This is a genomic window from Pseudomonas sp. OV546, from assembly GCF_900116845.1.
Taxonomy (GTDB): domain Bacteria; phylum Pseudomonadota; class Gammaproteobacteria; order Pseudomonadales; family Pseudomonadaceae; genus Aquipseudomonas; species Aquipseudomonas petroselini.
The window spans coordinates 42,349-69,242 of sequence record NZ_FPCE01000016.1 but is presented as its reverse complement, the minus strand read 5'-3'; the positions used below and the strand labels follow the sequence as shown (position 1 = coordinate 69,242).

At 61.3% G+C, this 26,894-nt stretch carries 27 protein-coding genes; 16 read left to right on the top strand and 11 right to left on the bottom strand.

Annotated features, from left to right (window positions below; translation table 11 throughout):
- Window positions 1-104: 104 nt before the first annotated feature.
- Both BM403_RS27325 and BM403_RS27320 read left to right on the top strand, forming a co-directional pair.
- The gene (locus BM403_RS27325) at window positions 105-1,682 is read left to right on the top strand and encodes a flagellar hook-length control protein FliK (RefSeq protein ID WP_093546094.1); all 1,578 of its coding nucleotides are present in this window, start codon (window positions 105-107) and stop codon (window positions 1,680-1,682) included.
- Window positions 1,679-2,008 carry an EscU/YscU/HrcU family type III secretion system export apparatus switch protein gene (locus tag BM403_RS27320; protein WP_093546091.1) on the top strand — a complete coding sequence of 110 codons (330 nt, stop codon included), beginning with the start codon at window positions 1,679-1,681 and terminating at the stop codon, window positions 2,006-2,008. Before BM403_RS27325 ends, BM403_RS27320 begins: the two co-directional genes overlap by 4 nt.
- Before the next feature lie 251 nt (window positions 2,009-2,259).
- Here BM403_RS27320 and glp read toward each other — a convergent pair whose 3' ends face one another.
- Window positions 2,260-3,486, bottom strand: a complete 1,227-nt coding sequence (glp, locus tag BM403_RS27315; protein WP_012723029.1) for a molybdopterin molybdotransferase MoeA — start codon at window positions 3,484-3,486, stop codon at window positions 2,260-2,262.
- Window positions 3,470-4,009 carry a molybdenum cofactor biosynthesis protein B gene (gene moaB / locus BM403_RS27310; protein ID WP_012723028.1) on the bottom strand — a complete coding sequence of 180 codons (540 nt, stop codon included), beginning with the start codon at window positions 4,007-4,009 and terminating at the stop codon, window positions 3,470-3,472. The genes glp and moaB overlap by 17 nt, the downstream gene beginning before the upstream one ends.
- Before the next feature lie 76 nt (window positions 4,010-4,085).
- On the opposite strand from moaB, the gene mobA reads away from it, so the two are divergent.
- Window positions 4,086-4,688, top strand: a complete 603-nt coding sequence (mobA, locus tag BM403_RS27305; RefSeq protein ID WP_046036480.1) for a molybdenum cofactor guanylyltransferase MobA — start codon at window positions 4,086-4,088, stop codon at window positions 4,686-4,688.
- A gap of 79 nt (window positions 4,689-4,767) precedes the next feature.
- Complete coding sequence (locus tag BM403_RS27300; RefSeq protein WP_010211805.1) at window positions 4,768-4,989, top strand: YgdI/YgdR family lipoprotein; 222 nt, start codon at window positions 4,768-4,770, stop codon at window positions 4,987-4,989.
- A 55-nt stretch (window positions 4,990-5,044) separates the two neighbouring features.
- On the opposite strand, the gene BM403_RS27295 is transcribed toward BM403_RS27300, so the two are convergent.
- The 3 genes from BM403_RS27295 to BM403_RS27285 form a co-directional block, all read right to left on the bottom strand.
- Window positions 5,045-5,935: a pseudouridine synthase gene (locus tag BM403_RS27295; protein ID WP_093546088.1), complete on the bottom strand. Its 891-nt coding sequence runs from the start codon at window positions 5,933-5,935 to the stop codon at window positions 5,045-5,047.
- 71 nt (window positions 5,936-6,006) lie between these two features.
- Entirely contained in the window at window positions 6,007-6,342 is a 336-nt protein-coding gene (locus BM403_RS27290; RefSeq protein ID WP_043205014.1) for a hypothetical protein, read from the bottom strand.
- A 75-nt stretch (window positions 6,343-6,417) separates the two neighbouring features.
- Window positions 6,418-6,654, bottom strand: coding sequence for a glutaredoxin family protein (locus BM403_RS27285; protein WP_093546085.1), 237 nt, complete (start codon window positions 6,652-6,654; stop codon window positions 6,418-6,420).
- A 150-nt stretch (window positions 6,655-6,804) separates the two neighbouring features.
- On the opposite strand from BM403_RS27285, the gene BM403_RS27280 reads away from it, so the two are divergent.
- Window positions 6,805-8,541 (top strand): cation:proton antiporter, encoded by a 1,737-nt coding sequence (locus BM403_RS27280; RefSeq protein WP_093546082.1) that lies wholly within the window; start codon window positions 6,805-6,807, stop codon window positions 8,539-8,541.
- On the opposite strand, the gene BM403_RS27275 is transcribed toward BM403_RS27280, so the two are convergent.
- The gene (locus BM403_RS27275; RefSeq protein ID WP_046036490.1) at window positions 8,528-9,736 is read right to left on the bottom strand and encodes an ammonium transporter; all 1,209 of its coding nucleotides are present in this window, start codon (window positions 9,734-9,736) and stop codon (window positions 8,528-8,530) included. The two genes, BM403_RS27280 and BM403_RS27275, sit on opposite strands and share 14 nt — an antisense overlap.
- A gap of 347 nt (window positions 9,737-10,083) precedes the next feature.
- Here BM403_RS27275 and BM403_RS27270 point away from each other — a divergent pair, with 347 nt between their 5' ends.
- From BM403_RS27270 to BM403_RS27235, 8 genes are all read left to right on the top strand, one after another.
- Entirely contained in the window at window positions 10,084-10,398 is a 315-nt protein-coding gene (locus BM403_RS27270; RefSeq protein ID WP_012723021.1) for an ElaB/YgaM/YqjD family protein, read from the top strand.
- A gap of 3 nt (window positions 10,399-10,401) precedes the next feature.
- A complete protein-coding gene (locus tag BM403_RS27265; RefSeq protein ID WP_012723020.1) occupies window positions 10,402-10,785 on the top strand; it encodes a phage holin family protein in 384 nt (127 codons plus the stop codon).
- Complete coding sequence (locus BM403_RS27260) at window positions 10,782-11,123, top strand: hypothetical protein (protein WP_012723019.1); 342 nt, start codon at window positions 10,782-10,784, stop codon at window positions 11,121-11,123. The genes BM403_RS27265 and BM403_RS27260 overlap by 4 nt, the downstream gene beginning before the upstream one ends.
- Before the next feature lie 175 nt (window positions 11,124-11,298).
- Window positions 11,299-12,462, top strand: a complete 1,164-nt coding sequence (locus BM403_RS27255; RefSeq protein WP_012723018.1) for an EAL domain-containing protein — start codon at window positions 11,299-11,301, stop codon at window positions 12,460-12,462.
- A 71-nt stretch (window positions 12,463-12,533) separates the two neighbouring features.
- Window positions 12,534-13,865 (top strand): deoxyguanosinetriphosphate triphosphohydrolase, encoded by a 1,332-nt coding sequence (locus BM403_RS27250; protein WP_012723017.1) that lies wholly within the window; start codon window positions 12,534-12,536, stop codon window positions 13,863-13,865.
- A 174-nt stretch (window positions 13,866-14,039) separates the two neighbouring features.
- Window positions 14,040-14,441, top strand: a complete 402-nt coding sequence (locus BM403_RS27245; protein ID WP_012723016.1) for a response regulator — start codon at window positions 14,040-14,042, stop codon at window positions 14,439-14,441.
- Between the two features lie 250 nt (window positions 14,442-14,691).
- The gene (locus BM403_RS27240) at window positions 14,692-15,318 is read left to right on the top strand and encodes a response regulator transcription factor (protein ID WP_012723015.1); all 627 of its coding nucleotides are present in this window, start codon (window positions 14,692-14,694) and stop codon (window positions 15,316-15,318) included.
- 8 nt (window positions 15,319-15,326) lie between these two features.
- A complete protein-coding gene (locus tag BM403_RS27235) occupies window positions 15,327-18,962 on the top strand; it encodes a transporter substrate-binding domain-containing protein (RefSeq protein ID WP_093546079.1) in 3,636 nt (1,211 codons plus the stop codon).
- A 25-nt stretch (window positions 18,963-18,987) separates the two neighbouring features.
- On the opposite strand, the gene BM403_RS27230 is transcribed toward BM403_RS27235, so the two are convergent.
- Both BM403_RS27230 and BM403_RS27225 read right to left on the bottom strand, forming a co-directional pair.
- Window positions 18,988-19,470 carry a GAF domain-containing protein gene (locus tag BM403_RS27230; RefSeq protein ID WP_046036485.1) on the bottom strand — a complete coding sequence of 161 codons (483 nt, stop codon included), beginning with the start codon at window positions 19,468-19,470 and terminating at the stop codon, window positions 18,988-18,990.
- A complete protein-coding gene (locus tag BM403_RS27225) occupies window positions 19,467-20,357 on the bottom strand; it encodes an ATP-binding protein (protein WP_012723012.1) in 891 nt (296 codons plus the stop codon). The genes BM403_RS27230 and BM403_RS27225 overlap by 4 nt, the downstream gene beginning before the upstream one ends.
- A gap of 164 nt (window positions 20,358-20,521) precedes the next feature.
- Between BM403_RS27225 and BM403_RS27220 the strand changes: the two genes are divergently transcribed.
- Window positions 20,522-22,831 (top strand): hybrid sensor histidine kinase/response regulator, encoded by a 2,310-nt coding sequence (locus BM403_RS27220; protein ID WP_064052043.1) that lies wholly within the window; start codon window positions 20,522-20,524, stop codon window positions 22,829-22,831.
- Here BM403_RS27220 and BM403_RS27215 read toward each other — a convergent pair.
- From BM403_RS27215 to msrB, 3 genes are all read right to left on the bottom strand, one after another.
- Window positions 22,785-23,264 carry a MarR family winged helix-turn-helix transcriptional regulator gene (locus BM403_RS27215; RefSeq protein ID WP_093546076.1) on the bottom strand — a complete coding sequence of 160 codons (480 nt, stop codon included), beginning with the start codon at window positions 23,262-23,264 and terminating at the stop codon, window positions 22,785-22,787. The two genes, BM403_RS27220 and BM403_RS27215, sit on opposite strands and share 47 nt — an antisense overlap.
- The gene (locus tag BM403_RS27210; protein ID WP_012723009.1) at window positions 23,261-23,746 is read right to left on the bottom strand and encodes a glutathione peroxidase; all 486 of its coding nucleotides are present in this window, start codon (window positions 23,744-23,746) and stop codon (window positions 23,261-23,263) included. The genes BM403_RS27215 and BM403_RS27210 overlap by 4 nt, the downstream gene beginning before the upstream one ends.
- Window positions 23,747-23,890: 144 nt before the next feature.
- Window positions 23,891-24,283 (bottom strand): peptide-methionine (R)-S-oxide reductase MsrB, encoded by a 393-nt coding sequence (gene msrB, locus BM403_RS27205; protein ID WP_012723007.1) that lies wholly within the window; start codon window positions 24,281-24,283, stop codon window positions 23,891-23,893.
- 202 nt (window positions 24,284-24,485) lie between these two features.
- Here msrB and BM403_RS27200 point away from each other — a divergent pair, with 202 nt between their 5' ends.
- On the top strand, window positions 24,486-25,697 hold the full coding sequence (locus BM403_RS27200; protein WP_012723006.1) for a pyridoxal phosphate-dependent aminotransferase: 1,212 nt from the start codon (window positions 24,486-24,488) through the stop codon (window positions 25,695-25,697).
- A gap of 304 nt (window positions 25,698-26,001) precedes the next feature.
- The gene (gene htpX, locus BM403_RS27195) at window positions 26,002-26,889 is read left to right on the top strand and encodes a protease HtpX (RefSeq protein WP_012723005.1); all 888 of its coding nucleotides are present in this window, start codon (window positions 26,002-26,004) and stop codon (window positions 26,887-26,889) included.
- Window positions 26,890-26,894: the final 5 nt, after the last annotated feature.

Here is a 26,894-nt window from a genome sequence, read left to right as displayed (position 1 = left end):
TCAAATAGTTGTGAGGTTTTTAGCGCTCTCTTTGCAGACGGGCGGCATTATACATGTGATGCCCTACTCTAAAGAGGGCAATTTCCCCAGAGACGACGCGCGCGATGACCGGTGAGATCAACCTTCCTACGCTTCCACCCGCCCCGGCAGCCGGGCCCGGCCCTGCGCCTGCAACCGGCGAGTTGCTGAAACTGCTGGAGCCGCAGATCGGCCTGATCGACCCTGGAAAAACCGCGAACGCCGAAGTCATCGCCCTTAAACAAGGCGGTGAAGCCTTCCAGTTGCTGCTCAAACTGACCCTTGAAGGCGGCCGCCAGACCCTGGTGCAGGCGACCAGCCCCCAGCCGCTGCCGTTGGGCAGCAATGTGGCGGTGAGCCAGACGTCTACTGGCAACCTGACCCTCAGCCTGCAGCAGGCCTTGAGCGCCAATGTCGCTGCCCTCACCCGTATCGACACTAACCAGATGCCGGTGGGCACGCTGTTGCAGGCCAAGGTGCTGACCACCCAGATGCTGCCCCAGGGCACGGCGCAACCGGCGATCTACCGCTCGCTGGTCACCGTGCTCAACAACGCCCTGGCGGGCGCGACCTTGACCGTGGAAAGCCCGCAACCCCTGCGCGTCGGCAGCTTGCTCAGCGCCGTGGTGCAGAACGCACAGACCCTGAGTTTTGTGCCGCTGAGCGGGCTCAAGGATCAATTGGCCGTCACCCAGCAATTGTCGACCCAGCAAAGCCGCCAAGGCTCGCTGGATGCGGTATTCACCGCGCTGCAGAACCTGCCCCGTGGCGACAGCACCTCCGCCGACCTGCGCGCCGCCGCCGACCGTCTGTTGGCCGCTTTGCCGGACTTGGCGCAAGTGAGCAATCCCAAGGTACTGGCGCAAGTCATCCAGAACAGCGGCGCGTTTCTTGAAGCCAAACTGCTTGCCGGGCAAAACCCACAGATCCCACCGCTGGACATGAAAGGCGCGCTGCTGCGCCTGGTCGCCGACTTACTGCCCGCCCTGCCCGCCAGCACCAATATGAATGCCATCCTCGCCGCCAACACCCTGGCCCAGGTGCTGCCCAACTTCGTGCGCAGCCCCCTGAACACCCTCGGCCAGGTCAGCGCCCGGCAGATACCCGCCGGTTTCCCGTTGCCCGAGCGGTTGATGGCGAAACTGGAAGGCGAAGGTGACCTGGAAAACCTGCTGCGCCTGGCCGCCGGGGCGATCTCACGGTTGCAGAGCCATCAGCTGTCGAGCCTGGAGCAGACCGGCACCACCGCCGACGGCCGCCTGCAAAGCACCTGGCAGTTGGAAATCCCGATGCGCACGTTGCAAGACATCGTGCCGCTGCAAGTCAAGTTCCAGCGCGAGGAACCGCCGCCGGATAAGGACCAACCCGAACGCAAGGACAAGAAGGACGCCAAGCAGATGCTCTGGCGCGTCGAACTGGCCTTCGACATGGAGCCGCTGGGGCCGTTGCAGGTCCAGGCGCAACTGACGCAGGGCAAACTGTCCAGCCAGCTGTGGGCGACGCGGCCGTTTACCGCCAGCCTGATCGAAAGCCACCTGGGCGCCCTACGCGAGCGCCTGGTGACGTCGGGCCTTAACGTCGGCGACCTCGACTGCCACCTCGGCACCCCGCCACGCGGGCCAAAAACCGGATTGGAGCAACGCTGGGTGGATGAGACCGCATGAAGAACGCCACCCCACCGCGCCAGGCGATTGCCCTCAAGTACGACGGCCAGCAGGCGCCGACCCTGACGGCCAAGGGCGACGATGCCCTGGCCGAAGCCATCCTGAAGCTGGCGCGGGAAAATGAAGTGCCCATCTATGAAAACGCCGAGCTGGTGAAGCTGCTGGCGCGGATGGAACTGGGGGACAGCATTCCGGAGGAGTTGTACCGCACGATTGCCGAGATCATTGCGTTTGCATGGACGCTGAAGGGCAAGTTTCCGGTGGGGTATGACCCGGATGCAGGGCCGGTGGAGCGCGACATCACCGAGCGCGGCGAAGATTACTGAGGCCTATGAAGACCTCAATGTGGGAGGGGGCAAGCCCTAATGCCAGTCAGCTGAGGGTGAGCACCGTACCTGTGGCGAGGGAGCTTGCTCCCGCTGGGTCGCGAAGCGGCCCCAGCTCTTTGTTTCAAAAGACTGGGACTGCCGCGCAGTCCAGCGGGAGCAAGCTCCCTCGCCACGGGTTACTTTTCGCTCTTGCTGCTTCTTAACTGACTGGCATTAGGGCTTGCTGCCTCCCACATTGGGATCAGCGGTCAGTTCAGGACTTCGCTTAGCGGGATGAAATTGACCCGGTCACCCCTCTCCAGCGTCGTGCCCTCCAACACCTCCACAAACCCCTCCGCCCACGCCGCACTGCGCAGTACGCCGGAGCTCTGGTTGCGGTAGATGATCGCCTTGCCTTGCTCGATACGGCCGCGCAGGTATTCGCGGCGGTTGCCGGGTTTGGGCCAAGTGAACCCCACCGGTACTTCAAAGCGCAGCGGCTCGACGTCTTGCACACCTTGACGGCGCAACAGGTACGGGCGCGCCAGCAGCGCGAACGTCACCAGCGTCGAGGCCGGGTTGCCCGGCAGACCGATCACCGGCACGCCACGGAAGTGGCCGAACGTCAGCGGCTTGCCCGGTTTGATCGCCAGTTTCCACAACGCCAGCTCACCCTCTTCACGCAGGGCGATGCCAAGGAAATCCGCCTCGCCCACCGACACACCGCCCGTGGACAGGATCAGGTCGACCGCGCCCAGGCTCGCCAGGCGGGTGCGGGTCTGTTCCAGGTCGTCAGGCAGGATGCCGGCGTCGATCACTTCACAGCCCAGGCGCGTAAGCCAGGAACACAGCACCCGTCGGTTGCTGTTGTAGATCTGGCCCGGCCCCAGCGGCAAACCGGGTTCGATCAACTCGTCACCGGTGGACAGCACGGCCACGCGCGGCCGGCGAATAACGTCAAGACGGTCATGCCCGAGGGACGCCGCCAGGCCGAGTTCAATCGGGCCCAGGCGCGTGCCGGCGGTCAAGACCAACTCGCCTGCGGTGGTTTCCTGCCCTCGGGGGCGGATGTTCTGGTCGACGTGCAGGGGCTCGGTGAAGCTCACGCGCTCGTCGGCGTGGACCACCGCGTTTTCCTGCATTTCCACACAGTCAGCCCCTTCAGGTACCGGTGCGCCGGTGAAGATGCGCGCGCAGGTACCGGCGGCCAGAGGTTCCGGCGCCTGGCCCGCAAAAATGCGCTGGCTGACCACCAAGGGCTCACCGGTCCAGTCCGACAGGCGCACGGCGTAACCGTCCATGGCACTGTTCGGCCACGGCGGCAGGTCAAGGGTGGAGACCAGGTCTTGGGCCAATACGCGACCGTCGCAGTCGGCCAGGGGCAAGGTATTGCGCTCGCGGATCGGCGCGGCCTCGGCCATCGCCAGCAGCTGTTGCAGTGCTTGTTCTACCGGCATCAGGGTGCCGGTCTTGCCAGGCTTACCCACGGGATTCACAAGGCTCGGCCTGTTTCAGGTGCGGCACGAAATTGCACGGGCGGTGGCGGTTGTCCAACTGCTCGGCGAGGATGCCGTCCCAACCGGTGCGCACCGCATTGGTGGAACCCGGCAGGCAGCACACCAACGTGCCATTGGCCAGGCCGGCCAGGGCGCGGGACTGCACGGTGGAGGTGCCGATGTCGGCGACGGAGATCTGCCGGAACAGCTCGCCAAAGCCATCGACCTGTTTGTCGAGCAGGCAACTGACGGCCTCGGGGGTGCTGTCACGGCCGGTGAAGCCGGTGCCGCCGGTGATCAGCACGACTTGCACCACGTCTTCGGCGATCCAGTGAGCGACCTGGGCGCGGATCTTGTAGAGGTCGTCCTTGAGCAGCACGCGCTCGGCCAGGGCGTGGCCGGCGGCGGTGAGGCGGTCGACGAAGACCTGGCCGGAGGTATCGGTTTCGAGGGTGCGGGTGTCGCTGACGGTCAATACAGCGATGTTCAGGGGTACGAAGGGCGCATCTGCCTTGGCGTTCATGGCACGGTCCGGTTGTCGAAGGAACAGCCCGATGTTATATCACAGGCCCCCCTTTTGCTGCCGCTGCGGAACCGCCATGCCTATCGATTCATCCCCTCTGCCCTGTTCGGTGTTGCTGCTGTCCGGAGGGCGCGGCCAACGCATGGGCGGCCAAGACAAGGGCCTGCTGGAATGGCGTGGCCAACCGTTGATCGCGCATTTACAGATGCTGGCGCGGCCGCTCACGGATGACCTGATCATCTCGTGCAACCGCAACCCGGAGCGCTACGCCGACTATGCCGACCAGTTGGTGAACGACGACAGCCCGGACTTCCCCGGCCCGCTCGCGGGTATCCGGGCGGGACTCGCCGCCGCACGTCATGAGCACTTGCTGATATTGCCGTGCGATGTGCCGCATATCGACGCCCCATTGCTCGCCGACCTGCGTGAGACGGCACGGCGCAACCCGCTGCTGCCGGTGATGGTGCGCCATGGAGAGTTCTGGGAACCGCTGATCTGCATCATCCCGACCCGCCTGCGGGCTGCGGTGGAAGACGCCTGGCATGCCGGTGAGCGCAGCCCGCGCAAGATCTTCCTGCAACTGGGCGGTGTGGGCCTGGAATGCCCGGCGGATGACCCACGCCTGGCCAACCTTAATACGCCGCAGCTGTTACAGACGCCGTCGGGCGTGTCAGAATGAACCTCGCTTAAGGAACTTTGTCGGCGCCCCGCGCGTCACAAGGTCAGCTATTAAAAAGTATTCTCTCGGAGACAATCTCATGACTCAACGGACCATCGCCGCTCTCATGCTTGCACTGGGCCTCGCCACCCTCGCCGGTTGCGCTTCGCCGACAGTGATCACCCTGAATGACGGTCGCGAAATCCAGGCCGTCGACACCCCGAAATACAACGAAGATTCGGGTTTCTACGAATTCGAACAACTTGACGGCAAGCGCACCCGCATCAACAAAGATCAGGTTCGCACCGTTAAAGACCTGTAAGTCTTAGCGTTTGCCAACAAGGCCCGCCTCGCGCGGGCCTTGTCGTTTCTGGCGGTTACCAGTCGAGGGTGATCCGGCTGCGAAAATGGCGCTCCTCGCCCGTCACAGGGTCGATAAACCGTACGCCCTGGGCCAGCAGCTTGAGCGGGTTGGCGTAGTCGTCCACAGCATCCTTGATGACGTCAGGGTAGAACGGATCGTTGCAAATACTCGCGCCGAGGGCAGTCATGTGCACGCGCAGTTGATGCTTCTTGCCGGTCACGGGGAACAGGCCGTAGCGCCATAGATCAGCCTTTTTTTCGCGCACTTCCACGGCCGTCTCGGTGTTGCTTGCACCAGGGCCTTCTTGCATGCGAAAGAACGGCTCGCCCTCTACAAGGCGGCTTTTATGCACCCTGGGGAACGTCAGGTTCGGCAGGGCTGGCGCGATGGCTTCGTAAAATTTATCGATCTGGCGTGTGGGAAACAGTTGCTGATAGGCCGAGCGGCTGGCCGGGTTGGCCGAGAACAGCACCAAGCCGGCCGTATGCCGGTCGATACGGTGCAAGGGCACCAGCGCCGGGTTGTCGAGGCGGCGAATCAGACGGCGCAACAGGGTTTGCTCGACGTATTCACCGGCCGGGGTCACCGGCAAAAAATGCGGTTTGTCGGCGACCACCAAGTGCTCGTCGGCATACAGGATGGTTTCCTGCACCGGGATCACCTTCTCGTTGGGCACTTCCCGGAAGTAGTAGATGCACAGGCCTTCCTTGTAGGCCAGGTCCAGGCTGATCGGGCTGCCGTTGATGTCCAGCACCCGGCCCCTGGCGATGCGGTCCAGCCAGTGTTCACGGGCGATCGCCGGGAAGTGCTCGCACAGGCAATCGAGCACTGTCGCCCAGGGGCCGGGCGGGAGGTACAAGGTGCTGGCTTGGTGCTGGGACGCGGAAAAACCGGATGTGGACATGAAATGCTCAAAGCCTGGGAAAACACGCGGGCATTATCCCGCATCGAGCGGGATTGAGCCTAGGGCCGATCTCAGGCCTTGACCAACTCCGCGCGCAGGAGCGGTGAGGCACTCGCGGCGTCGGTGAATTCCTTGAGCCAGCGCAGCACGTCCACCGCCTCCCAGCGGCCGGGGTCATACAGCGCGTATAACAAGCCTTGGTAACCCACCACGTCCAGCTGCTTGTGGTAACCGGCACGCTGGAACAGCGCTTCGATCTCGGCAAAACAGGTATTGAAATGCACTTTGTTGAACGGCGTCTTGCCTTCCGTGACCAGGCCATCGAGGCGCAGCTCGTTCACCGCATCGCGCACGACGTCGGCGGACATGCGATTGACGCTGCTTTTCAGTTGTTCGACATTCACCACGGGCGTTCCCTCTATTTCAATCGCTGTACAAACATACAGTAACGCAATATTTAGAAACCCGCCATCGGATAACACTCAGCGAAGGAAGGCCACCACCTGTTGTGAGTCAAAAGGCCAATCCAGTTCCGCCCCGGTGTCCACCCGGCGAAGCACCGGAATCCGCAGGCCATAGACGTCGGTCAGGTCGTCGGGATCGGTGATATCCACCAGTTCCACCAGCAACCCGTGTTCGACCAACGGCATGATTTCGGCCTCGGCAATTTCACAAAGATGGCAACCCAGGGTGCCGAACAACTGGCATTCAGGAAGCATGACGAAGGGTCCTGATCAGGAAGTAGGCCAACATTCTAAGCCCGCTGACGGCATGAAGCCCACCACCACAAAAACCCTGACCCAGGTCACCATGGCCTATAACTGATTCAGCGATTCTCGCGGCTTTTTGCCTGCCCCCTTGCAACGGAGATGCGTGTGTTTGCCAACCTGCTGATCATTCTGGCCTCATCCCTGGTGGTGATTGCGCTGTTTCGCCGACTGCAATTGCCGCCCGTGCTGGGCTACCTGTGCGTCGGCCTGGCCGTGGGGCCCACTGCGCTGGACTGGGTGAATGACAGCGAAGAATTGCCCGATCTCGCCGAACTGGGCGTGGTGTTCCTGCTGTTTTCCCTGGGCCTGGAGTTCTCCCTGACCAAGATGCTCGCCCTGCGCCGCGTGGTGTTTGGCCTGGGCAGTTTGCAGGTGCTGGGTTGCGGGATGCTGCTGGCGGTCTTGTTGATGAGCTTTGGTGTAGCGCCGGGTATCGCCTTGTTGCTCGGTGCAGGGCTGGCGTTGTCCTCCACCGCCATTGTCAGCAAGGAGCTGACCAGCCTCGGTGAAATCTTCAGCAGCCATGGCCAGAACGCGATTGGCGTGCTGCTGTTCCAAGATGTGGTGGCGGTGTTGCTGTTGACCCTGGTCCCGGTGTTTGCCGGCACCGGCGAGCAAGCCTGGTATTGGGCGCTGCCGTTGACCCTGGGCAAGACCGTGGTGTTGTTTGTCGGCCTGTTGCTTGCCAGTCGTTGGTTACTGCCGCGTTTGTTTCATGAAGTCGCCGCCTCCCATTCGGCGGAGCTGTTTGTGCTGCTGGCGCTGGTGATCGTTTTGCTGACCGCCTGGCTCACCCACCTGCTGGGGCTCTCCCCTGCTCTCGGGGCTTTCCTGGCCGGCATGTTGCTGGGAGAAAGCCACTACCGCCATCAAATCGAAGCGGATATCCGCCCGTTTCGCGACATTCTGCTGGGGCTGTTTTTCGTCAGCATCGGCATGCTCATCGACCTGCAACTGTTCGTCAGCCATAGCCTGCTGATCCTCGGCCTCACCCTCGCCCTGATGCTGATCAAAGGCTGCGTGGTCGCTGCGCTGGTCAAGCTGCGCGGCAGCGACGGTGAGACCGCCTGGCGCAGTGGCCTGGCCCTGGCCCAAGGCGGCGAGTTCTGTTTTGCCTTGATGGCGCAGATGCAGCAAAGCCGATTAATCCCCGATGAGTTCAACGGCTTGCTGCTCGCCGCCACGTTCTGCTCGATGCTGCTGACCCCGCTGCTGCTGCGCGCGGCACCGAGCATTGCCCTGCGCTTGCACCGCAAGCCCAATCAGCAAGTGCAACTGGAGGCAATCACTGCACTTAATGCTCAGTTGCATGGGCATGCGGTGATCTGCGGTTATGGCCGCGTCGGCCAGTCCATCGGGCGTTTCCTGCGCAAGGAGCAACAGGCGTTTATCGCCTTGGATGACGACCCGGAACGGGTACAGGAAACCGCCACTGAGGACAGCAGCGTCCACTATGGGGATTGCCGGCGTGGCGCCCTGCTCAGTGCCGTGGGCCTGGAGCGCGCGCGGCTGGTGGTGATCGCCGTGGACAACAGCGACGTCGCCTTGGTGGTGCTGAAGGAAGCACGTCGGATCAACCCGGACGTGCCGATCCTGGTGCGCACCCGCGACGACAGCCAGCTCGCCGAACTGAAAGCCGCAGGCGCCAGCGAAGTGGTGCCCGAGCTATTGGAGTCGAGCCTGATGCTCGCCTCCCACGCCTTGATCCTGCTGGGCCTGCCGGACCAACAGGTGCAGGCGCGGGTCGATGAGGTGCGGCAGAACCGCTACCGCCTGCTGCACGGTTTTTATGCGCAGCCGAACAACGAAGACGAGGCGCCGATCAATCCTGACTGACCGCGCCGATCTTGTGGATCGACAGGTCCGCGCCGTAATACTCCTCTTCCTGGCTCAGGCGCAGCCCGGTGACGCGCTTGATCACGCCGTACACCAGCAAGCCGCCGACCAGCGCCACGATCACACCGAGGGCGGTGCCGATCAACTGGCTGACCAGGCTGACGCCGCCCAGGCCACCCAGCGCCGTCTGGCCAAAGATGCCGCAAGCGATGCCGCCCCACACACCGCACAAACCGTGCAGCGGCCACACACCCAATACGTCGTCGATCTTCCAGCGATCCTGGGCGGCGATGAAACACCACACAAACAGGCCACCGGCGACGGCACCCGTGACCAGCGCGCCGACCGGATGCATCAGGTCGGAACCGGCGCAGATCGCTACCAGCCCGGCCAGCGGGCCGTTGTGCAGGAAGCCTGGGTCGTTGCGGCCAATGATCAACGCCGCGACCGTGCCGCCGACCATCGCCATCAACGAATTGACCGCCACCAGCCCACTCACGCCATTGAGGGTTTGCGCGCTCATCACGTTAAAGCCGAACCAGCCGACGATCAGGATCCACGAGCCCAGCGCCAGGAACGGAATACTCGACGGCGCGAACGCCACCAGGCGTCCCTCGCGGTAGCGCCCGTTGCGCGGCCCGAGCAACAACACTGCCGCCAGCGCCAGCCAGCCGCCCATGGCATGCACCACCACGGAACCGGCGAAGTCATGGAAGCTGGCGCCAAAGCGCGCGAGCAGCCAGGCCTGCAGGCCGAAATTGCCGTTCCACACCATGCCTTCAAAGAACGGGTAGATAAACGCCACGATCAACGCCGTGGCACACAATTGCGGGGCAAACCGCGCACGCTCGGCGATGCCGCCGGAAATGATTGCCGGGATTGCTGCCGCGAAGGTCAGCAGGAAGAAGAACTTCACCAAGCCATAACCGTGGTCGGCACTGATCACCGCCGCCGGTTGCATGAAGCTCACACCGTAGGAGATCCAATAGCCTATAAAGAAATAGGCCAGGGTCGAGATGGCGAAGTCGCTGAGGATCTTCGACAGCGCGTTGACTTGGTTCTTTTGGCGCACGGTGCCGACTTCCAGGAACGCGAAGCCCGCGTGCATGGCCAGGACCATGACCGCACCGATCAGGATAAACAGGGTGTTGGAGCTGTGGACGAGCGTGTCCACTGCACTTTGCAAATTTTCCATGGAGGTTGGCAGGCCTGCAATAAAGGCAAAAAGCACCAAAGCGGTTCAAGCCAGGGATGCGCGCACTAAATTGGCACCACCGGTCCCACCCCTCTTCAGAGGGTGTGAACCGCTTTAGCGCAGCGATCAACACAACAGGCCGTTGCCGACAGGGTTTTTCCGCGAGTTTCAGTTATTTAGGGTAAGGTTTTTCAAGGCATTGCCTGGGACCGCCCGGATTCAGCGCAGGCCTTGAGGCCTGCGCACCAAGGCAAAGCAAAAGCTGTACCACACAATTGCACTGAACCTTCACCGACGCCGGTGACTCGAAACCACTACGTACAGATCAGCCAATCACGGAGATAACCATGGCCAGAAGAACTGCAAAGACTGCTCAAGAAATACTGATGGCGGATTTTCAAACCCTGGTGACTGACACCGAAAGGTTGCTGGACGACACCAAAGTGCTCGCCGGTGACCAGGCCGATGAGCTGCGGGCCAAGATCCACGACACGCTGCTCCAGGCCCGCGAAACCCTGAAGCAAACCGAAGATTCGCTGCGCGAACGCGGCCAGGCGGCCGTCACCGCGACCGAAGATTACGTGCAGGCCAACCCTTGGCAGTCGGTGGGCATTGCCGCCGGTGTGGGCTTTCTGATCGGCCTGCTGGCCACAAGGCGCTAAATCATGTCTATCGGCGAAACTGGCTCGTCCACAGGGACTACCTCAAGACGTCTGGGCGCGGCCGTTCTGGGCTTGCTGCACAGCCACGTCGAATTATTTGGCATCGAATTGCAGGAACAGAAGGCCCGCACCGTCAGCCTGCTGCTGTTCGCCGGCTTGGCGCTGGTATTTGCGCTGCTGTTGCTGGTGGGGTTGTCGACGTTGGTGATGATCCTGGTGTGGGACACCGGTTACCGCCTGACCGGGATCATCTGCCTCTGCGTGTTCTACAGCCTGGCCGCGGCGTTCTGCGGGGTGCGCTTGAAGGCGGCGGTGTTCGATGAATCCACGCCGTTCCACGCCACCCTCGAAGAGCTGGCCAATGACCGGGAGCGCTTGTTGCCATGAGCCTGACTGAAATGCCTAAAAACACGTCGCGACGGGAAATGCGCAAGGCGTTGATTCGCCTGCGCATGGAAATGCACCGCCAGGAAATCCGCCACGAGTCCCAGCAATTGATGCTGCCTTTGAATAAGGTGCGCAACATGGGCCAGAACTGGCAGGGCAGCCTGGGCATCAAGCACGCGCCGCTGTGGGGCGTGGCGGCGGTGACGCTGATGGGCTTCTTGACCGGCAAAGGTGCCAAGGGCGGCGGTATCAGCGGCATGACCCGCCTGGTACGCCTCGGTGCCGGCTTGATCCCGCTGATCAAACTGGCCATGCAAGGCACTTCGCGTAAAAGTTGAAGCAGGCGGGCTGGCGCACGTTAAAGGTGAAGGCTGTACCTCTGGCTTAAAGGTGAATGCTGTACCTTTCTACGGCTTATCAGCCCTGCTGGCTGCATTCTTGCTAACAGAATCGGCCCGATCCTCGTTTTTGAGGGCCGGGCCTTTTTTTCGCCACCTCTCTTAAGGAGGCCCCGTGATCGACGGGCAACCGCTTGCCTGCTTCCAGCCGTTTATCGACACCGCCACCGGCCGCATCGCCGGCGTCGAGGCCCTGGGCCGTCTGCGCCAGGTCGACGGCCGCTTGCAGTCCGTGGGCCCGCTGTTCGCCGACCCGCGCACGCCAGGCGTGAGCTTGCGTCGGCTTGACCGACAGATCCGCGATAACGCGTTGAGCCGCTTGCATGAAGCGCCTGAAGACTGGTTCCTGAGCTTGAATATCTCGCCGCGCTGGATCAACCGTCTGCGCCCGGGCCAAGCGCTGCCGAGCCTTAAACAGATCCACAGTCATGGTGTCGACCCACGGCGGATCGTGTTCGAGATCACCGAACTGGGCGGTGACATCCAGCGCCTGGCCAACGTGGTCGCACGTTATCGCGAGGCCGGCGCGCGCATCGCCATCGATGACTTCGGCGCCGGCTACTCGCAGCTTGACCGGGTACTGGCGTTGCAGCCGGATATTCTCAAGCTGGACATGCGCCTGTTCCAGGAGGCTGCCCGCGGCGGGCCGAGCAGTGAAGTGGTGCGGGCACTCGCGCAAATGGCCGAGAAGACTGGCTGCTGGATCATTGCCGAAGGCGTGGAAACCGAGGCGCAGTTGAGCTTTGCCCTGGAGTGTGGCTCGCGCTATGTGCAGGGTTATCTGTTCGCCCAGGCGCAGTTGGACTGGTTCGCCGCCGACGCCTTCGTGCCGCGTTTCGCCCAGTTGCGCACGGCCTACGTCCAGCAAAAACTGGCTGAGCGCGGGCGCATCATGCAACTGCGCCAGCAACTGGCAGAGCTGATGAAGATCCTGCAGAACTGGGCCCTGGCACAGGCGCCGCTGAGCCAGTTGCCGCAACTGCCGGCTTTCCCCTGGCTGCTGCGGTTTTACCAGTGCGACCGACATGGCACCCAGCTGACGCCGAACTTTGAATGGCGCCAGGACGCCTGGCAGGCCGACAGCCGCTACCTGGGCCACAATTGGTCATGGCGCCCGTACTTCTACCACTTGCTGGCCGAAGGGTGGGAGGAGCGACGCCTGACCTTGTCCTCGACCTACCGCGACGCGACCACCAACCAGTATTGCCTCACGGCCGGACAATTCTTCGATAACGGTCAGCGTTTGCTGTTAATCGATATCGATGCGGTCGGGCTGTAGTTTTTCGCTTGCCCCGCCCACGCGGAACCGGGAAGCTGGCAGGGTCATTCACCGCACGGAGAGTAACCGCCTTGGATTGGCCCACCCTGCTTACCCGCGAACGTCTTGGAAAGCCCCTGCACAGCCCGGAAGAACTGGGCCGTAGCCCGTTTCACAAAGACCATGACCGTATTATTTTCTCTGGCGCGTTTCGCCGCCTCGGTCGCAAGACCCAAGTGCACCCGGTGTCCAGCAACGACCATATCCACACCCGCCTGACCCATTCACTGGAAGTCAGCTGCGTCGGCCGCTCGCTCGGCATGCGCGTGGGTGAAACCCTGCGTGGCGCCCTGCCCGACTGGTGCGACCCGAGCGACCTGGGCATGGTGGTGCAATCGGCCTGCCTGGCCCACGACATCGGCAACCCTCCGTTCGGGCACTCCGGCGAAGACGCCATCCGCCACTGGTTCCAGCAGGCGGCAGGCCGCGGCTGGCTGGATGACATGAGCAGTGCCGAGCGCAATGACTTCCTCAACTTCGAAGGCAACGCCCAAGGCTTCCGCGTGCTCACCCAGCTGGAATACCACCAGTTCGACGGCGGCACGCGGTTGACCTACGCGACCTTGGGCACTTACCTGAAATACCCCTGGACGGCGCGCCACGCGGATTCGCTGGGCTACAAGAAACACAAGTTCGGCTGCTACCAAAGCGAACTGCCGATCCTGGAACAGATCGCCCACAAACTCGGCCTGCCGCAGCTCGAAGAACAACGCTGGGCCCGCCACCCGCTGGTGTACCTGATGGAGGCAGCGGATGATATCTGCTACGCCTTGATCGACCTGGAAGACGGCCTGGAAATGGAGCTGCTGGAATACGCCGAGGTCGAGTCGCTGCTGCTCAACCTGGTGGGCGATGACCTGCCCCAGACCTATCGCCAACTCGGCGCCCAGGATTCGCGCCGACGCAAGCTGGCAATCCTGCGCGGCAAAGCCATCGAACATTTGACCAACGCGGCGGCGAGTGCCTTCGTCGAACAACAGGATGCCTTGCTCGCCGGCACCCTGCCCGGCGACCTGGTGGAGCACATGCATGGCCCCGCCAAACGCTGCGTGCTGGATGCCAAGGACATGGCGCGCAAGAAGATTTTCCAGGACAAGCGCAAGACCCTGCATGAGATCGGCGCCTACACCACCCTGGAAATCCTCTTGAACGCCTTTTGCGGTGCAGCCTTGGAACAACATGGTGGACGCACGCCGTCATTCAAGAACCGGCGCATTCTCGACTTACTGGGCAACAATGCGCCGAACCCACAGTGGCCTTTGCACACTTCGTTCCTGCGCATGATCGACTTTATCGCCGGCATGACCGACAGCTATGCCACCGAGATGGCGCGGGAAATGACCGGGCGTTCCAGCCCTCAATAACGAGCACGATCAAGCTGCCTGTTGCCTGAAAGGAATCTACCTACGAAGGGAACAGAGCGGCCTGATCGAATTCGCACAAGCACCCGATGAATAATCACGCACGCTCCGGGCGATCCAGGCGAACTGTTCCTACGCGCCCCCCATCGACGCTTGACTCACCGTGTGCCCCCCAAAATGCCCAGTTATCCGCTCCGTATCCTGTTGGTGGAGGATCATCCATTCCAACTCCTCGCCACCCAGTGCCTGCTCAGGAGCTTCGGCTTCGCACGGCTGACCCCGGCCGAAAACGCCGAGCAGGCAATCTGCTTGATGTCGCGGGCCGAGGTGCCCTTCGACATCATCCTGTGTGACCAATGCCTGCCCGATTTGCCGGGGCTTGAGCTGATTGAAATCGCCAGTCGCCGGCGCTTTACCACGACCGCCATCCTGCTGAGCGGATTGCCCGTGGTAGAGCTAGCCACCCTGATCGCCCAAGCCATGGATCGTGGCCTGCCACTGCTCGGCTATTTATCAAAGCCATTAAACAAAGATGAACTTGCACGCTTGATCTGCCCATTGCTCAGGTTACAAATGTAGGATTTTAAACATCATGATCCGATGAAATATGCCTGTACGATGCCCGTTAAATCCACGATAACAACCTTTAGCTCATTCACTTCCGAAGCCTTGTGATATCGCTTCACAAAGCCTTAGCAGATGGTAGGTATTTACCTTTTTTAGTGTAGGAATTTTCCTGTTTTGTACCTACTTGCCCCTGAGCTCATGCCCCCCTGTGCTCTTCTGAGCTAATGTGCCCGCTTTATTTGCACTTACACGGACTATGATCATGAACTCAGTTTTTATTATCGACGACCATCCGGTTATACGGCTTGCCATCCGGATGTTGTTGGAGCATGAAGGTTACAAAGTGGTGGGTGAAACGGACAACGGATGCGACGCCATTCAAATGGTCCGGGAATGCCTGCCTGACCTGATTATCCTCGATATCAGTATTCCCAAGCTGGATGGGCTTGAAGTGCTCTGCCGATTCAACGCAATGAATACACCGATGAAAACCCTGATCCTGACAGCCCAATCCCCTACCCTGTTCGCCACCCGCTGCATGCGCTCGGGCGCCGATGGCTACGTGTGCAAGGAGGGCGACCTGAGTGAGTTGCTGAGCGCCATCCGCGCGGTGCTGTCCGGCTATAACTACTTCCCCAGCCAGGCATTGACCACCAACGGTATAGACGGTGTGGAAACCCAGGAACTTGAATTATTCAAAACCGTCAACGATCGGGAACTAATGGTATTGCAATTATTTGCACAAGGTCGTACCAACAAGGAAATTGCCAAAGGCATGTTTCTGAGCAACAAAACAGTAAGCACTTATAAAAAGAGGCTGATGCAGAAACTTCAAGCCAAATCCTTGGTAGAACTTATCGAGATGGCAAAACGAAACGCGCTAGTGTGAGAAAGCGGATGCCCAGGCGTATAAAGGACTATCTGATTACATTGAGTGCCGGCTTGTGCTTCAGCACCGCCGTGCTCGCGAACCATCAAACGGGCCCGGAACACTTCACCTTGCTGAGCCGTGCAGGCTCCGTTCAACTGGAAACCCACCTGAACAAGGCCCAACGCCAATGGCTGCAAAACAAACGCGAGTTGGTGCTGGGCACCGCATCGCCTGACTATCCTCCCTTCGACCTTACGTCCAGTGGTCGCGACTATGAGGGGCTCACCGCCGATTACGCCGGCCTGCTCGCCAAGACGCTGGCCTTGCCGGTAAAGGTATTGCGCTACCCCTCCCGAGAGGCCGCCATCCGCGCCCTTGAAACAGGCGATATTGACTTATTGGGCACCTCGAACGGCTTTGAGGCGGCAAACCCGAACCTCACGCTCTCCGAACCCTATGCCGTTGACCAGCCGGTGTTGGTCACCCGCGAAGGTGAGACCCGCAGCCTGAATGATGGGCTGGCCGGAATGCGCCTGGCCCTGGTCTACCACTACCTGCCCCTGAGCGAGGTGGAAAAACTGTATCCGCAGGCGATCATTCGCGCTTACCCCTCCTATCAAAATGCGTTGAATGCGGTGGCATTCGACCAGGCTGACGTATTCCTCGGCGATACCATTTCCACCCATTACATGATCAATAAGGGCTACCTGAAAAACATCCACATGGCCAACTTCGGCAAACACGAGGCCTATGGGTTCAGCTTTGCCATGCCCCAGCACCAGCGCACGCTCTTGAGTATTGTCGACGCGGTGCTGACGGCCGTCCCTACCAATGAACGGGAAACCATCGCCAAGCGCTGGAGCGCCGGCAGCGACATCCTGTTGACCGACCAGAAGCTGCAACTGACTCAGCGTGAGGAGCGTTGGTTGAAGGACCACCCGGTGGTCAAAGTGATAGTGAACGAAACCTTCGCTCCGCTGACGTTCTTCGACGCCGAAGGCAATTTCCGCGGCATCACCGCTGACCTGCTGGAGTTGATCCGCTTGCGCACCGGGCTGCGCTTCGAGATCCATCGCGGGCGTGACCTGAGCGCGATGATCGAACAGGTGGACGCCGGTAAAGTCGACATGATTGGCGCAATCGTGCCCAGCGCTGAACGGGAAGCGCAACTGAACTTCAGTCGACCTTACCTGGAAAACTCCTATGTGCTGCTGACTCGCAAAGCAGCTGACGCCCCCTCGAACCTGGAGCAGATGGCCGGCAAGCGCCTGGCAATCACCCCGGGCAATCCTCTGGAATCCCTCCTGCGCCGCGACTTTCCAGAGGTCCAACTGGTCAAGGCCAGCGACACCTTCAGGGCCTCGGAACTGCTGGCCCAAGGGCAGGTGGAAGGCGCGGTGAACTCCCTGGTCGTCGCCAACTACTTGCTGTCGTCCTCGATGTTCCAGGACAAATTGCAGATCAGCACCAGTATCGGCACGGTTCCGGCCACCTTTGCCCTGGCGACGGCGCGCAGTGCCACCGAACTCAGCTCGATTCTCGACAAGGCCCTGCTGAGCATCGCCCCGGACGAGCTGGGCGTGATCAACAGTCGCTGGCGTGGTTACACCGCCGCCTCCGACAGCTACTGGCGCAACTATCACCAACTGATCACCCGCATCATCATCGGCACCGGGCTTTTGCTGCTGCTGTCCCTGGCCTGGAACGCCTACATGCGCCGCCAGATCAAACATCGCAAGATGGCTGAGCGAGCCCTCAATGATCAGTTCGAGTTCATGCGCGCGCTGGTCAACGAAACCCCGCACCCCATCTACGTACGTGACCGTAAAGGCCTGCTGCAGACCTGCAACGACAGCTACCTGCAGGTGTTCGACGTCAAGCGCGAGGACGTGATCGGCAAAAGTGCCCTCCAGATGAGCGAGGCGCTTGAAACGGACGCCGAGCAATACCATGCCGATTATCAGCGGGTGATGACCGAAGGCAACCCGCTGATCCTGGATCGCACCCTGTATATCCGTGGGCATAAACTGACGATCTACCACTGGATCCTGCCGTACCGCGACTCTACCGGGGAAGTACAGGGGATCATCGGGGGCTGGATTGACATCAGCGAGCGACGCCAACTGTTCGATGAGATCCGCGCCGCCAAAGAACGCGCCGACGAGGCGAATCGGGCCAAGAGCACGTTCCTCGCCACCATGAGCCATGAAATACGTACGCCGATGAACGCAGTGATCGGCATGCTGGAGTTGACCCTCAAGCGAGCCGACCAGGGCCATCTTGATCGCCCGGCCATCGAAGTGGCGTACAACTCGGCCAAGGATCTGCTGGAGCTGATCGGCGATATCCTCGACATCGCGCGCATCGAATCCGGCCGCCTGAGCCTGGCCCCGGAGCGCGTCAACCTACGCGAAGTGATCGAGTCGGTGGTGCGTGTCTTCGACGGCCTGGCGCGCCAGAAGACCCTCAGCCTGTCCCTTGAGTTCAAGCCCGACCGCGATGACACCGAAGTGCTGATCGACCCGCTGCGCTTCAAGCAAGTGCTGTCGAACCTGGTCAGCAATGCCATCAAGTTCACCGAGCGTGGCCAGGTAAACATCAAGGTGGAGGTATTGCCCACCGATGTGGCGCAACAGGTCGAGATGAAGCTGGTGGTCGAGGATACGGGGATCGGTATCAGCCGGGATGATCAGTTGCGCCTGTTCGAACCCTTTGCCCAGGCTGACAATTCCGGGCAGCTCGCCAGGAGTGGCGCCGGCCTGGGGTTGGTTATCTGCCGCAGCCTGTGCGCAATGATGGGCGGGCAACTGAGCTTGAGCAGCGTGCCTATGGTGGGCACCCAAGTGCATGTGAACCTGAAAATGGCGCGCCTGCAGCCGCTGCAGACAACGCATGAACCCAAGCCCGAGGCGCCGGCAACCGCGCGCGTACTCAATGTGCTGGTGGTGGATGATCACCCCGCCAACCGCTTGCTGATGTGCCAGCAACTGGGTTACCTGGGTCATCAGTTCACCGCTGCGCAGAACGGCGCCGCCGGCTTCCAGGCCTGGCGCCAGGAGCGCTTCGACCTGGTCATCGCCGACTGCAACATGCCCATCATGAATGGCTACGAGTTGAGTCGCTCGATCCGCGAATATGAACAGCGTGAGCAACGGGTGCCTTGCGTGGTGCTGGGTTTTACCGCCAATGCCCAGCCCGAGGAGAAACAACGCTGCGCTGAAGCCGGCATGAACGATTGCCTGTTCAAACCCATCAGCCTCACGGCACTGGAGCGGCAACTGGCGCAGATCGCCCCACAACCGGCCGCCCTGCACCTGGACCTCGGCAACTTCGAGGCCCTGACCGGCGGCGATCCTCAGTTGAGCTGGCGTTTGCTGGAGGAACTGCTCAGCAGCAGTCGACATGATCGCCAGGAACTGACTGCGCTGATTGGTGCCCACGCACCGCTCCAGGACATCATCGAGCAGGCCCACAAAATCAAGGGGGCTGCCCGCATCGTTCAGGCGACGCCACTGGCCGGACAGTGCGAAACCCTGGAACAGGCGTGCGTGCGCGGCGATGACTGGGCGCTAATCGAAACCGGTGCGAAAGCCTTGGAGAGGCTCATGCTGGAGCTGGAGAGGTTACTGCAAGGGCAGCTTCACGGCCTGGATGGCCGGTAAGGGGCGGATGCCGCCCCTTGCGTGATCAGCAGTCGGTCAAGCGCAGGAAAATCGCCGCCAGCTGTTCAATGCCCGCTTGATCCTGGAGGGTAAAACGCGCCAGCGACGGGCTGTCGAGGTCGAGGACGCCAACCAGTTTGCCGTCCTTGACCAAGGGCACCACCAGTTCGCTGTTGGAGGCGCTGTCACAGGCAATGTGCCCGGGAAACGCATGCACATCCTCGACCCGCTGGGTTTGCCGCGACGCCGCCGCCGCACCGCACACCCCGCGGCCAAACGGGATGCGCACACAGGCGATCTGGCCCTGGAACGGCCCAAGCACCAACTCTTCGTTGCGGTTGAGGTAGAAGCCGGCCCAGTTCAGGTCGTCCAGCTGGTTGAACAGGAATGCAGAAAACTGCGCACTGTTGGCGATAAAGTCGCGCTCATCGGCCAGCAGCGACTCCAGTTGCGCGCAGAGCATGGCGTAGCCATCCAGGCCAGTGCCGGCGCTGTGTAGATCGATCATGGTTGAAGCTCCAGCAATTTGAGACCCACCCAGTAACGGGCGAATTGGTAGGCGCAACGGCCGTTGCGATTGCCGCGACCGGTGGCCCAGCGCACGGCGAGGATGTCGAGGGCTTCATCGCGCTGCCACTGCAAACCGGCCTTGCTCGCCAGCTCGCCGATCCAATGCTCCACCACCTCCAGGAAGTGCTCCTGGGTGAAGGGGTAGAACGACAGCCACAAGCCAAAACGGTCGGACAGGGCAATCTTGTCTTCCACCGCCTCGCTGGGGTGCAGTTCGCCATCCACGCGTTTCCAGTTGTCGTTGTCACTCTGGTTTTCCGGCACCAAGTGGCGGCGGTTGGAGGTGGCGTACAACAGCACGTTTTCCGGCGCTTGCTCCAGGGAGCCATCCAGCACGCTTTTAAGCACGCGGTAATCGCCTTCACCGGCCTCGAACGACAGGTCATCGCAGAACAGGATAAAACGCTGCGGTAGCTTGAGCAGTTGCTCGACCACACGCGGCAGGTCGGCCAAATGATCGCGCTCGATCTCGATCAGACGCAAGCCAGCCTCGGCGTGGTGGGCCAGCAAGGCGCGGACCATGGATGATTTGCCGGTGCCACGCGAGCCCCACAGCAGCGCGTGGTTGGCGGGCAGGCCGTCGATGAATTGTTGGGTGTTGCGCGCCAGTGTTTCACGTTGCTTGTCCACGCCGATCAGGTCGGACAGGCGCATGTCGAGGCTCACGTCCAGTGGCAGCAGGAAACCACTACGGCCTTCACGCTGCCAGCGGGCAGCCAGGCACTGGTTCCAATCGATGGTTTGGCGGGGCGCGGGCAACAGCGGTTCCAGGCGGGCAAGTACTGCATCGGCCCGCTCAAGAAAGGCATTCAATCGAGAGTCCACGATTATTCCTCTGGCAAGTTCTTGCAAAAGATGGCGTATTGGCAGCCCTGCGGCAGACCGCACGAGGCTGCGTAAAAAAACGATTCATGCCGGGCAGGCCAGAGCGTATGGATGTTCAGCTATGCTTGCCGGGCGAAGGGAAACGTGAAGTGGTTCAACACTCGATGGATATCAAGTTCGCCCACCGCTTGTCTTATAAACAAGCCAGATTGACTGTGCTGGTCGGTTTCGTCTTGGGAACCTTGCTCAGCCTGATCCAAATCGGCATTGATTATGCCAGCGAAGACGCATCCATCAACCGTGAAATTCGCTCACTGATCGAAATCAGCCACAACCCCGCGTCACGCATCGCCTACAACATTGACGCCGAACTGGCCCAGGAACTGACCCTGGGCCTGCTGCACTCCCCTGCCATCATTCACGCCCAGTTGATCGACAACAATGGCGTGGTACTCGCCGATGTCGACCGGCCGCACAAGGAAAGCACCTACCGGCCCATCAGCGATTTCCTGTTTGGCGCCAACCGCCGGTTCGAAGACCGGCTGTTCCTCAGCCATATGCCCAACGAATCCCTCGGTGTACTGCGCCTGGACGTGGACACCTATGCGTTTGGCAGCCGCTTCCTGCACCGTGCCGAGATCACCCTGCTCAACGGCTTCGCCCGCAGCCTGTTGCTGACCGGCATCCTGCTGGCCTTGTTCTACGTGATGTTGACCCAACCGCTGGTGCGCATTATCCGCGAGTTGAGTCACCGCAGACAGGCACGCCTGGATTGTCCGCCCGGCCATGAACACGACGAAATCGGCGTGTTGGTGAACGTTGCCAACCAGCAATTCGAAAACATGGAGACGGAGATCCAGCAGCGCCGTCACGCCGAGGATCGCCTGACCGAATACCTGGGGCAACTGGAGGACATCGTCTCCGCCCGGACCCTGGAGCTCAAGGCCAGCAACCAGCAGTTGAGCCAGTCCAATGCCGAACTGGAAGCGGCGAAGATGCATGCACTGGGCATGGCGCAGGCGCGGGCGGCGTTCCTGGCCAACATGAGCCACGAGATCCGCACCCCGCTCAACGGCCTGTTGGGGATGATCGCACTGTCACTGGACAGCCCGCTCAATGCTGAACAACGTCAGCAACTGTCCATCGCCCATGACTCGGGCAAGGTGCTGGTGGAATTGCTCAACGATATCCTCGACCTGTCCAAGTTCGACGCCGGCCAGCTGGAGCTGGAGCGCATCCCGTTTGACCTGGGCTCACTGGTGGAAGACACCGCCAACCTGTTGTCGCAGAACGCGGCGCCAAGCGTCGAACTGACCTGCCTGATCGACCCGCAGTTTCCCGCCCAGGTCTTGGGTGACCCGACCCGTGTGCGCCAGATCGTCAGTAACCTGCTGTCCAATGCCTTGAAGTTCACCCGCTTCGGCCGAGTCGATGTACGCCTCAGCGCGCTGGAAGGCCGGGTGCGCATTGAAGTGTGTGATACCGGCATCGGCATTGCCCAGGAAGCCCAGGTGAAGATATTCCAACCGTTCACCCAGGCGGGCGCCGGCATCACCCGCCAGTTTGGCGGCACGGGCCTGGGCCTGGCGCTGACGCACAACCTGTGTGAAGCCATGAAGGGCCGCTTGAGCATCAGCTCGGAGGTGGGCTTCGGCAGCCAGTTCTGCGCCGACCTGCCGTTGCCGATCCATTTGCCCGCCGTGCAACCGACACCGCTCAAAGGTGAAGTGATCGCCATCACCAGCGCCGGCAGCGGCCTGACCGAACTGCTCACCACCCTGCTGCCCCACTGGGGGCTGACACCGCGCTGCTACCCGCGTGATGAAGACGTGAGCGGGCAAACCCCGGACCTGCTGATCACCGATTGCCCCGAATGCCTGTTCCGCCTGCGCCCTTCCATCAGCGCGCCGATCCTGCTGGTAACCGCCTATGGCAATTTCATGCCGGGCGAAGAAGTCGCGGCACTGGCCCCCTTGCAGCAACAGGCGCGCCCCTTGAGCCGCAACGCGCTGTATCAGATTTTGCAACGTAACCTGCGCAGCGATAACCCGCTGATCATCGACCCCATCCAGATGGAAGCCGCGCCCCTGGCGCACCGGGCGCGCATCCTGCTGGTGGAGGACAACGCGGTCAACCAACTGGTGGCCAAAGGCATGCTGAGCAAACTGGGGTGTGAGGTGATCGTGGCCGCCCATGGCGGCGAGGCCCTTAAGTTTCTTGAGGACCAGCGCTTCGACATGGTGTTGATGGACTGCAATATGCCGGTGATGGACGGTTACGAGGCCAGTCGGCAGATCCGTCGCAGCGGGCGCTGGCCAGACCTGCCCATCGTCGCCTTAACCGCCAACGCCTTGTCCGAAGAGCGCGAGCGGTGCCGCGCCGCGGGCATGAATGACTACCTGGCCAAGCCGTTCCGCCGCGAGGAACTCAGCGGCTTGCTGGAGCTGTGGGTGCCGAAGACGACAAGTCTCTGATCTGGCGAAGCAACTGGTCCAGGCCATCGCGCAACGCGTCGGCCTGGTTCAGGTCGATGCCGCTGTCGCACAGCAGACGGGTCTTGAGGCCAAAGGCCTGGTCGCGCAATTGCACACCGGTTTCACTCAAGCTCAGGTGCACTTCCCGCTCATCCTTGGCGCTGCGCTGGCGCCGCACCCACTGGAGTTGCTCAAGACGCTTGAGCAGCGGCGTCAGCGTGCCCGAGTCAAGCATCAGGCGCTCACCCAGGGCCTTGACCGTGGGTTGTGCCGGCGCTGCGGCATGCCACTCCCACAACACCAGCATCACCAAGTATTGCGGGTAGGTCAGGCCAAGCTGATCAAGCATCGGCTTGTAGGCGCGGGTCACGGCCCTGGAGGCGGCGTAGAGTTTGAAACACAGTTGGTGGTCGAGCGCCAGGGACACGGTCATTTGAGCAGGGCTTCGATCTCTTGGGTCAGGTCCTGCGGCTTGGTGGTCGGGGCAAACCGCTTGACCACCTGGCCGTCACGGCCAATCAAGAACTTGGTGAAGTTCCACTTGATGCCCTTGGAACCCAGCAGGCCCGGTGCCTGTTTCTTCAACTGCACGAACAACGGGTGGGCATCGCTGCCATTCACGTCGATTTTTTTGAACAGCGGGAAGCTGACGCCGAAGTTCAGCTCGCAGAATTCGGAAATCGCGCCTTCGTTACCCGGTTCCTGCTTGCCGAACTGGTTGCAAGGGAAGCCCAACACCACCAGGCCCTGGTCCTTGTACTGCTGCCAGAGTTGCTCCAGGCCTTTGTACTGTGGGGTGAAACCGCACTTGCTGGCGGTGTTGACCACCAGGATGGCCTTGCCGGCGAAATCGGCCAAGGTCTTTTGCTCACCCTTGATGGTGGTGCAAGGGATGCTCAGCAGGTTGTCGCTCATGGCAGTGCCTCGATAAGGGGGGAAAGAGGGATAAACATAGTAGGCAATTCAATTGTGTGCAATTTAATTGACTGAGCGAATGGCACGGTATCAGGTGGGAGCGGGCCCGCTCCCCCATTTTTCGATCGGGTTACAACCCGATCGCTAGCGCGGGACGAGGTCCAGGCACACCGAGTTGATGCAATAACGCAGGCCGGTCGGCGGCGGGCCGTCCGGGAACACGTGGCCCAGGTGCGCATCGCACTTGGCGCAGGTGACTTCGGTGCGGATCATGCCGTGGCTGACGTCGCGGATCTCGACCATCGCGCTGTCGGCGATCGGCGCGTAGAAGCTCGGCCAGCCGCAGCCGGAATCAAACTTGGTGGTCGAATCGAACAGCGGCGCGTTGCAGCAGATGCAGTGATACACGCCGTCGGTCTTGGTTGCGTTGTACTTGCCGCTGAAAGGCCGCTCGGTGCCCTTGAGACGGCACACGTTGTACTGCTCTGGGTCGAGCATTGCCTTCCATTCATCAACGGTTTTCTGCAGCTTTTCCATCGGTACACCTCGGCAATTGAAAAACCCTGATCTGTATCTTTTCCATAGATCAGGCGGCACGTATGATTGCGCCTCTTCAAAACGCCAGTCTGGCACCCGCGCTACCGGCATTCAAACGTATTTATGGGTGCGGCCTGCGCAGGATTCAACGTACGGTAGTGCCCACACCGTCTGGATCGTTCATTTTCAGGATCACATCGCCATGCAGGTCAGCAAATCGAACAAGCTCGCCAACGTCTGCTACGACATTCGCGGCCCAGTGCTCAAGCACGCCAAGCGCCTGGAAGAGGAAGGCCATCGCATCCTCAAGCTGAACATCGGCAACCCGGCGCCCTTTGGTTTCGAAGCGCCGGACGAAATCCTCCAGGACGTGATCCGCAACCTGCCCACTGCCCAGGGCTACAGTGACTCCAAGGGCCTGTTCAGCGCGCGCAAGGCGGTGATGCAGTACTACCAGCAGAAGCAGGTCGAAGGTGTCGGTATCGAAGACATCTACCTGGGCAATGGTGTGTCCGAGCTGATCGTGATGTCCATGCAGGCACTGCTCAACAATGGCGACGAAGTCCTGGTACCCGCGCCGGACTACCCGCTGTGGACCGCCGCCGTGACCCTGGCCGGTGGCCACCCGGTGCACTACCTGTGTGACGAAGGCGCCGACTGGTTCCCGGACCTGGCCGACATCAAGGCCAAGATCACCCCGAATACCAAAGCCCTGGTGATCATCAACCCGAACAACCCCACAGGCGCGGTGTACTCCAAGGAAGTGTTGCTGGGCATGCTCGAGCTGGCACGCCAGCACAACCTGGTGGTGTTCTCCGACGAGATCTACGACAAGATCCTCTACGACGATGCGGTGCATATCTGCACCGGTTCCCTGGCGCCGGACCTGCTGTGCCTGACCTTCAACGGCCTGTCGAAGTCCTACCGCGTGGCGGGCTTTCGCTCCGGCTGGATCGCCATTTCCGGGCCCAAGCACAACGCCCAGAGCTACATCGAAGGCATCGACATGCTGGCCAACATGCGCCTGTGCGCCAACGTGCCGAGCCAACATGCGATCCAGACCGCCCTCGGCGGCTACCAGAGCATCAATGACCTGATCCTGCCCCAGGGCCGCCTGCTGGAACAGCGCAACCGTACGTGGGAGCTGCTCAATGCGATCCCGGGCGTGAGCTGCGTGAAGCCCATGGGGGCGCTGTATGCCTTCCCGCGGATCGACCCGAAGGTCTGCCCGATCCTCAACGACGAGAAGTTCGTGCTCGACCTGCTGCTGTCGGAAAAACTGCTGGTGGTGCAAGGCACCGCGTTCAACTGGCCGTGGCCGGACCACTTCCGCGTGGTGACCTTGCCGCGTGTGGATGACTTGGACATGGCCATTGGTCGCATCGGCAACTTCCTCAAGTCCTATCGCCAGTAATGGAAACGGCGCTGTGCGACCGACAGTCGGTCGTACAGCGAGTATCTGGCAACACTTCTCTGCCCTTTCCTCGCTTCAACACTTCGCGGGACTCGCAAAAGCCACCCGCCCCCTATAATTACAGGGCTGCAAGGCACCGAAGAACCGATCAAGGGGCCTTTTCCCTCTCGGAAAATCCCTTCAAGGCTCTACGTTCTGGCTGTAGGACACAGTTTGAAATAGTCGCTCGGTTGAATCACCCCATGCCGCACCTTATATACCCCGCAGTACGCGACATATTAAGCATGAGGAGAACTCTACAACCATGATGCGCATCCTGCTGTTCTTGGCCACTAACCTTGCGGTCGTGCTGATTGCCAGCATCACCTTGAGCCTTTTCGGCTTCAACGGGTTCATGGCGGCCAACGGGGTTGACCTGAACCTCAATCAGCTGCTGGTTTTCTGTGCGGTCTTTGGTTTCGCCGGCTCGTTGTTCTCGCTGTTCATCTCCAAGTGGATGGCGAAGATGAGCACCAGCACCCAGGTCATCACCCAGCCACGTACCCGGCATGAACAATGGTTGCTGCAAACCGTCGAGCAGTTGTCCCGCGAGGCGGGGATCAAGATGCCCGAGGTCGGGATTTTCCCGGCTTATGAAGCCAACGCCTTTGCCACCGGCTGGAACAAGAACGACGCACTCGTTGCGGTCAGCCAGGGCATGCTGGAACGCTTCTCGTACGATGAAGTGAAAGCCGTGCTGGCCCACGAAATCGGCCACGTCGCCAACGGTGACATGGTCACCTTGGCACTGGTCCAGGGCGTGGTGAACACCTTCGTGATGTTTTTCGCGCGGATCATCGGCAACTTCGTCGACAAGGTGATCTTCAAGAACGAAGGCGGCCGGGGCATTGCCTACTTCGTGGCGACCATCTTCGCCGAAGTGGTGCTGGGCTTCCTGGCCAGCGCGATCACCATGTGGTTCTCGCGCAAACGGGAATTCCGCGCAGACGAAGCCGGGGCTCGCCTGGCGGGTACCGGGGCGATGATCGCAGCACTGCAACACCTGCGCTCCGAACAGGGCCTGCCGGTGCATATGCCGGACAGCCTGACCGCCTTCGGCATCAACGGCGGCATCAAACAGGGCATGGCTCGCCTGTTCATGAGCCACCCACCGCTGGAAGAGCGTATCGACGCACTGCGCCGTCGGGGCTGATGGCA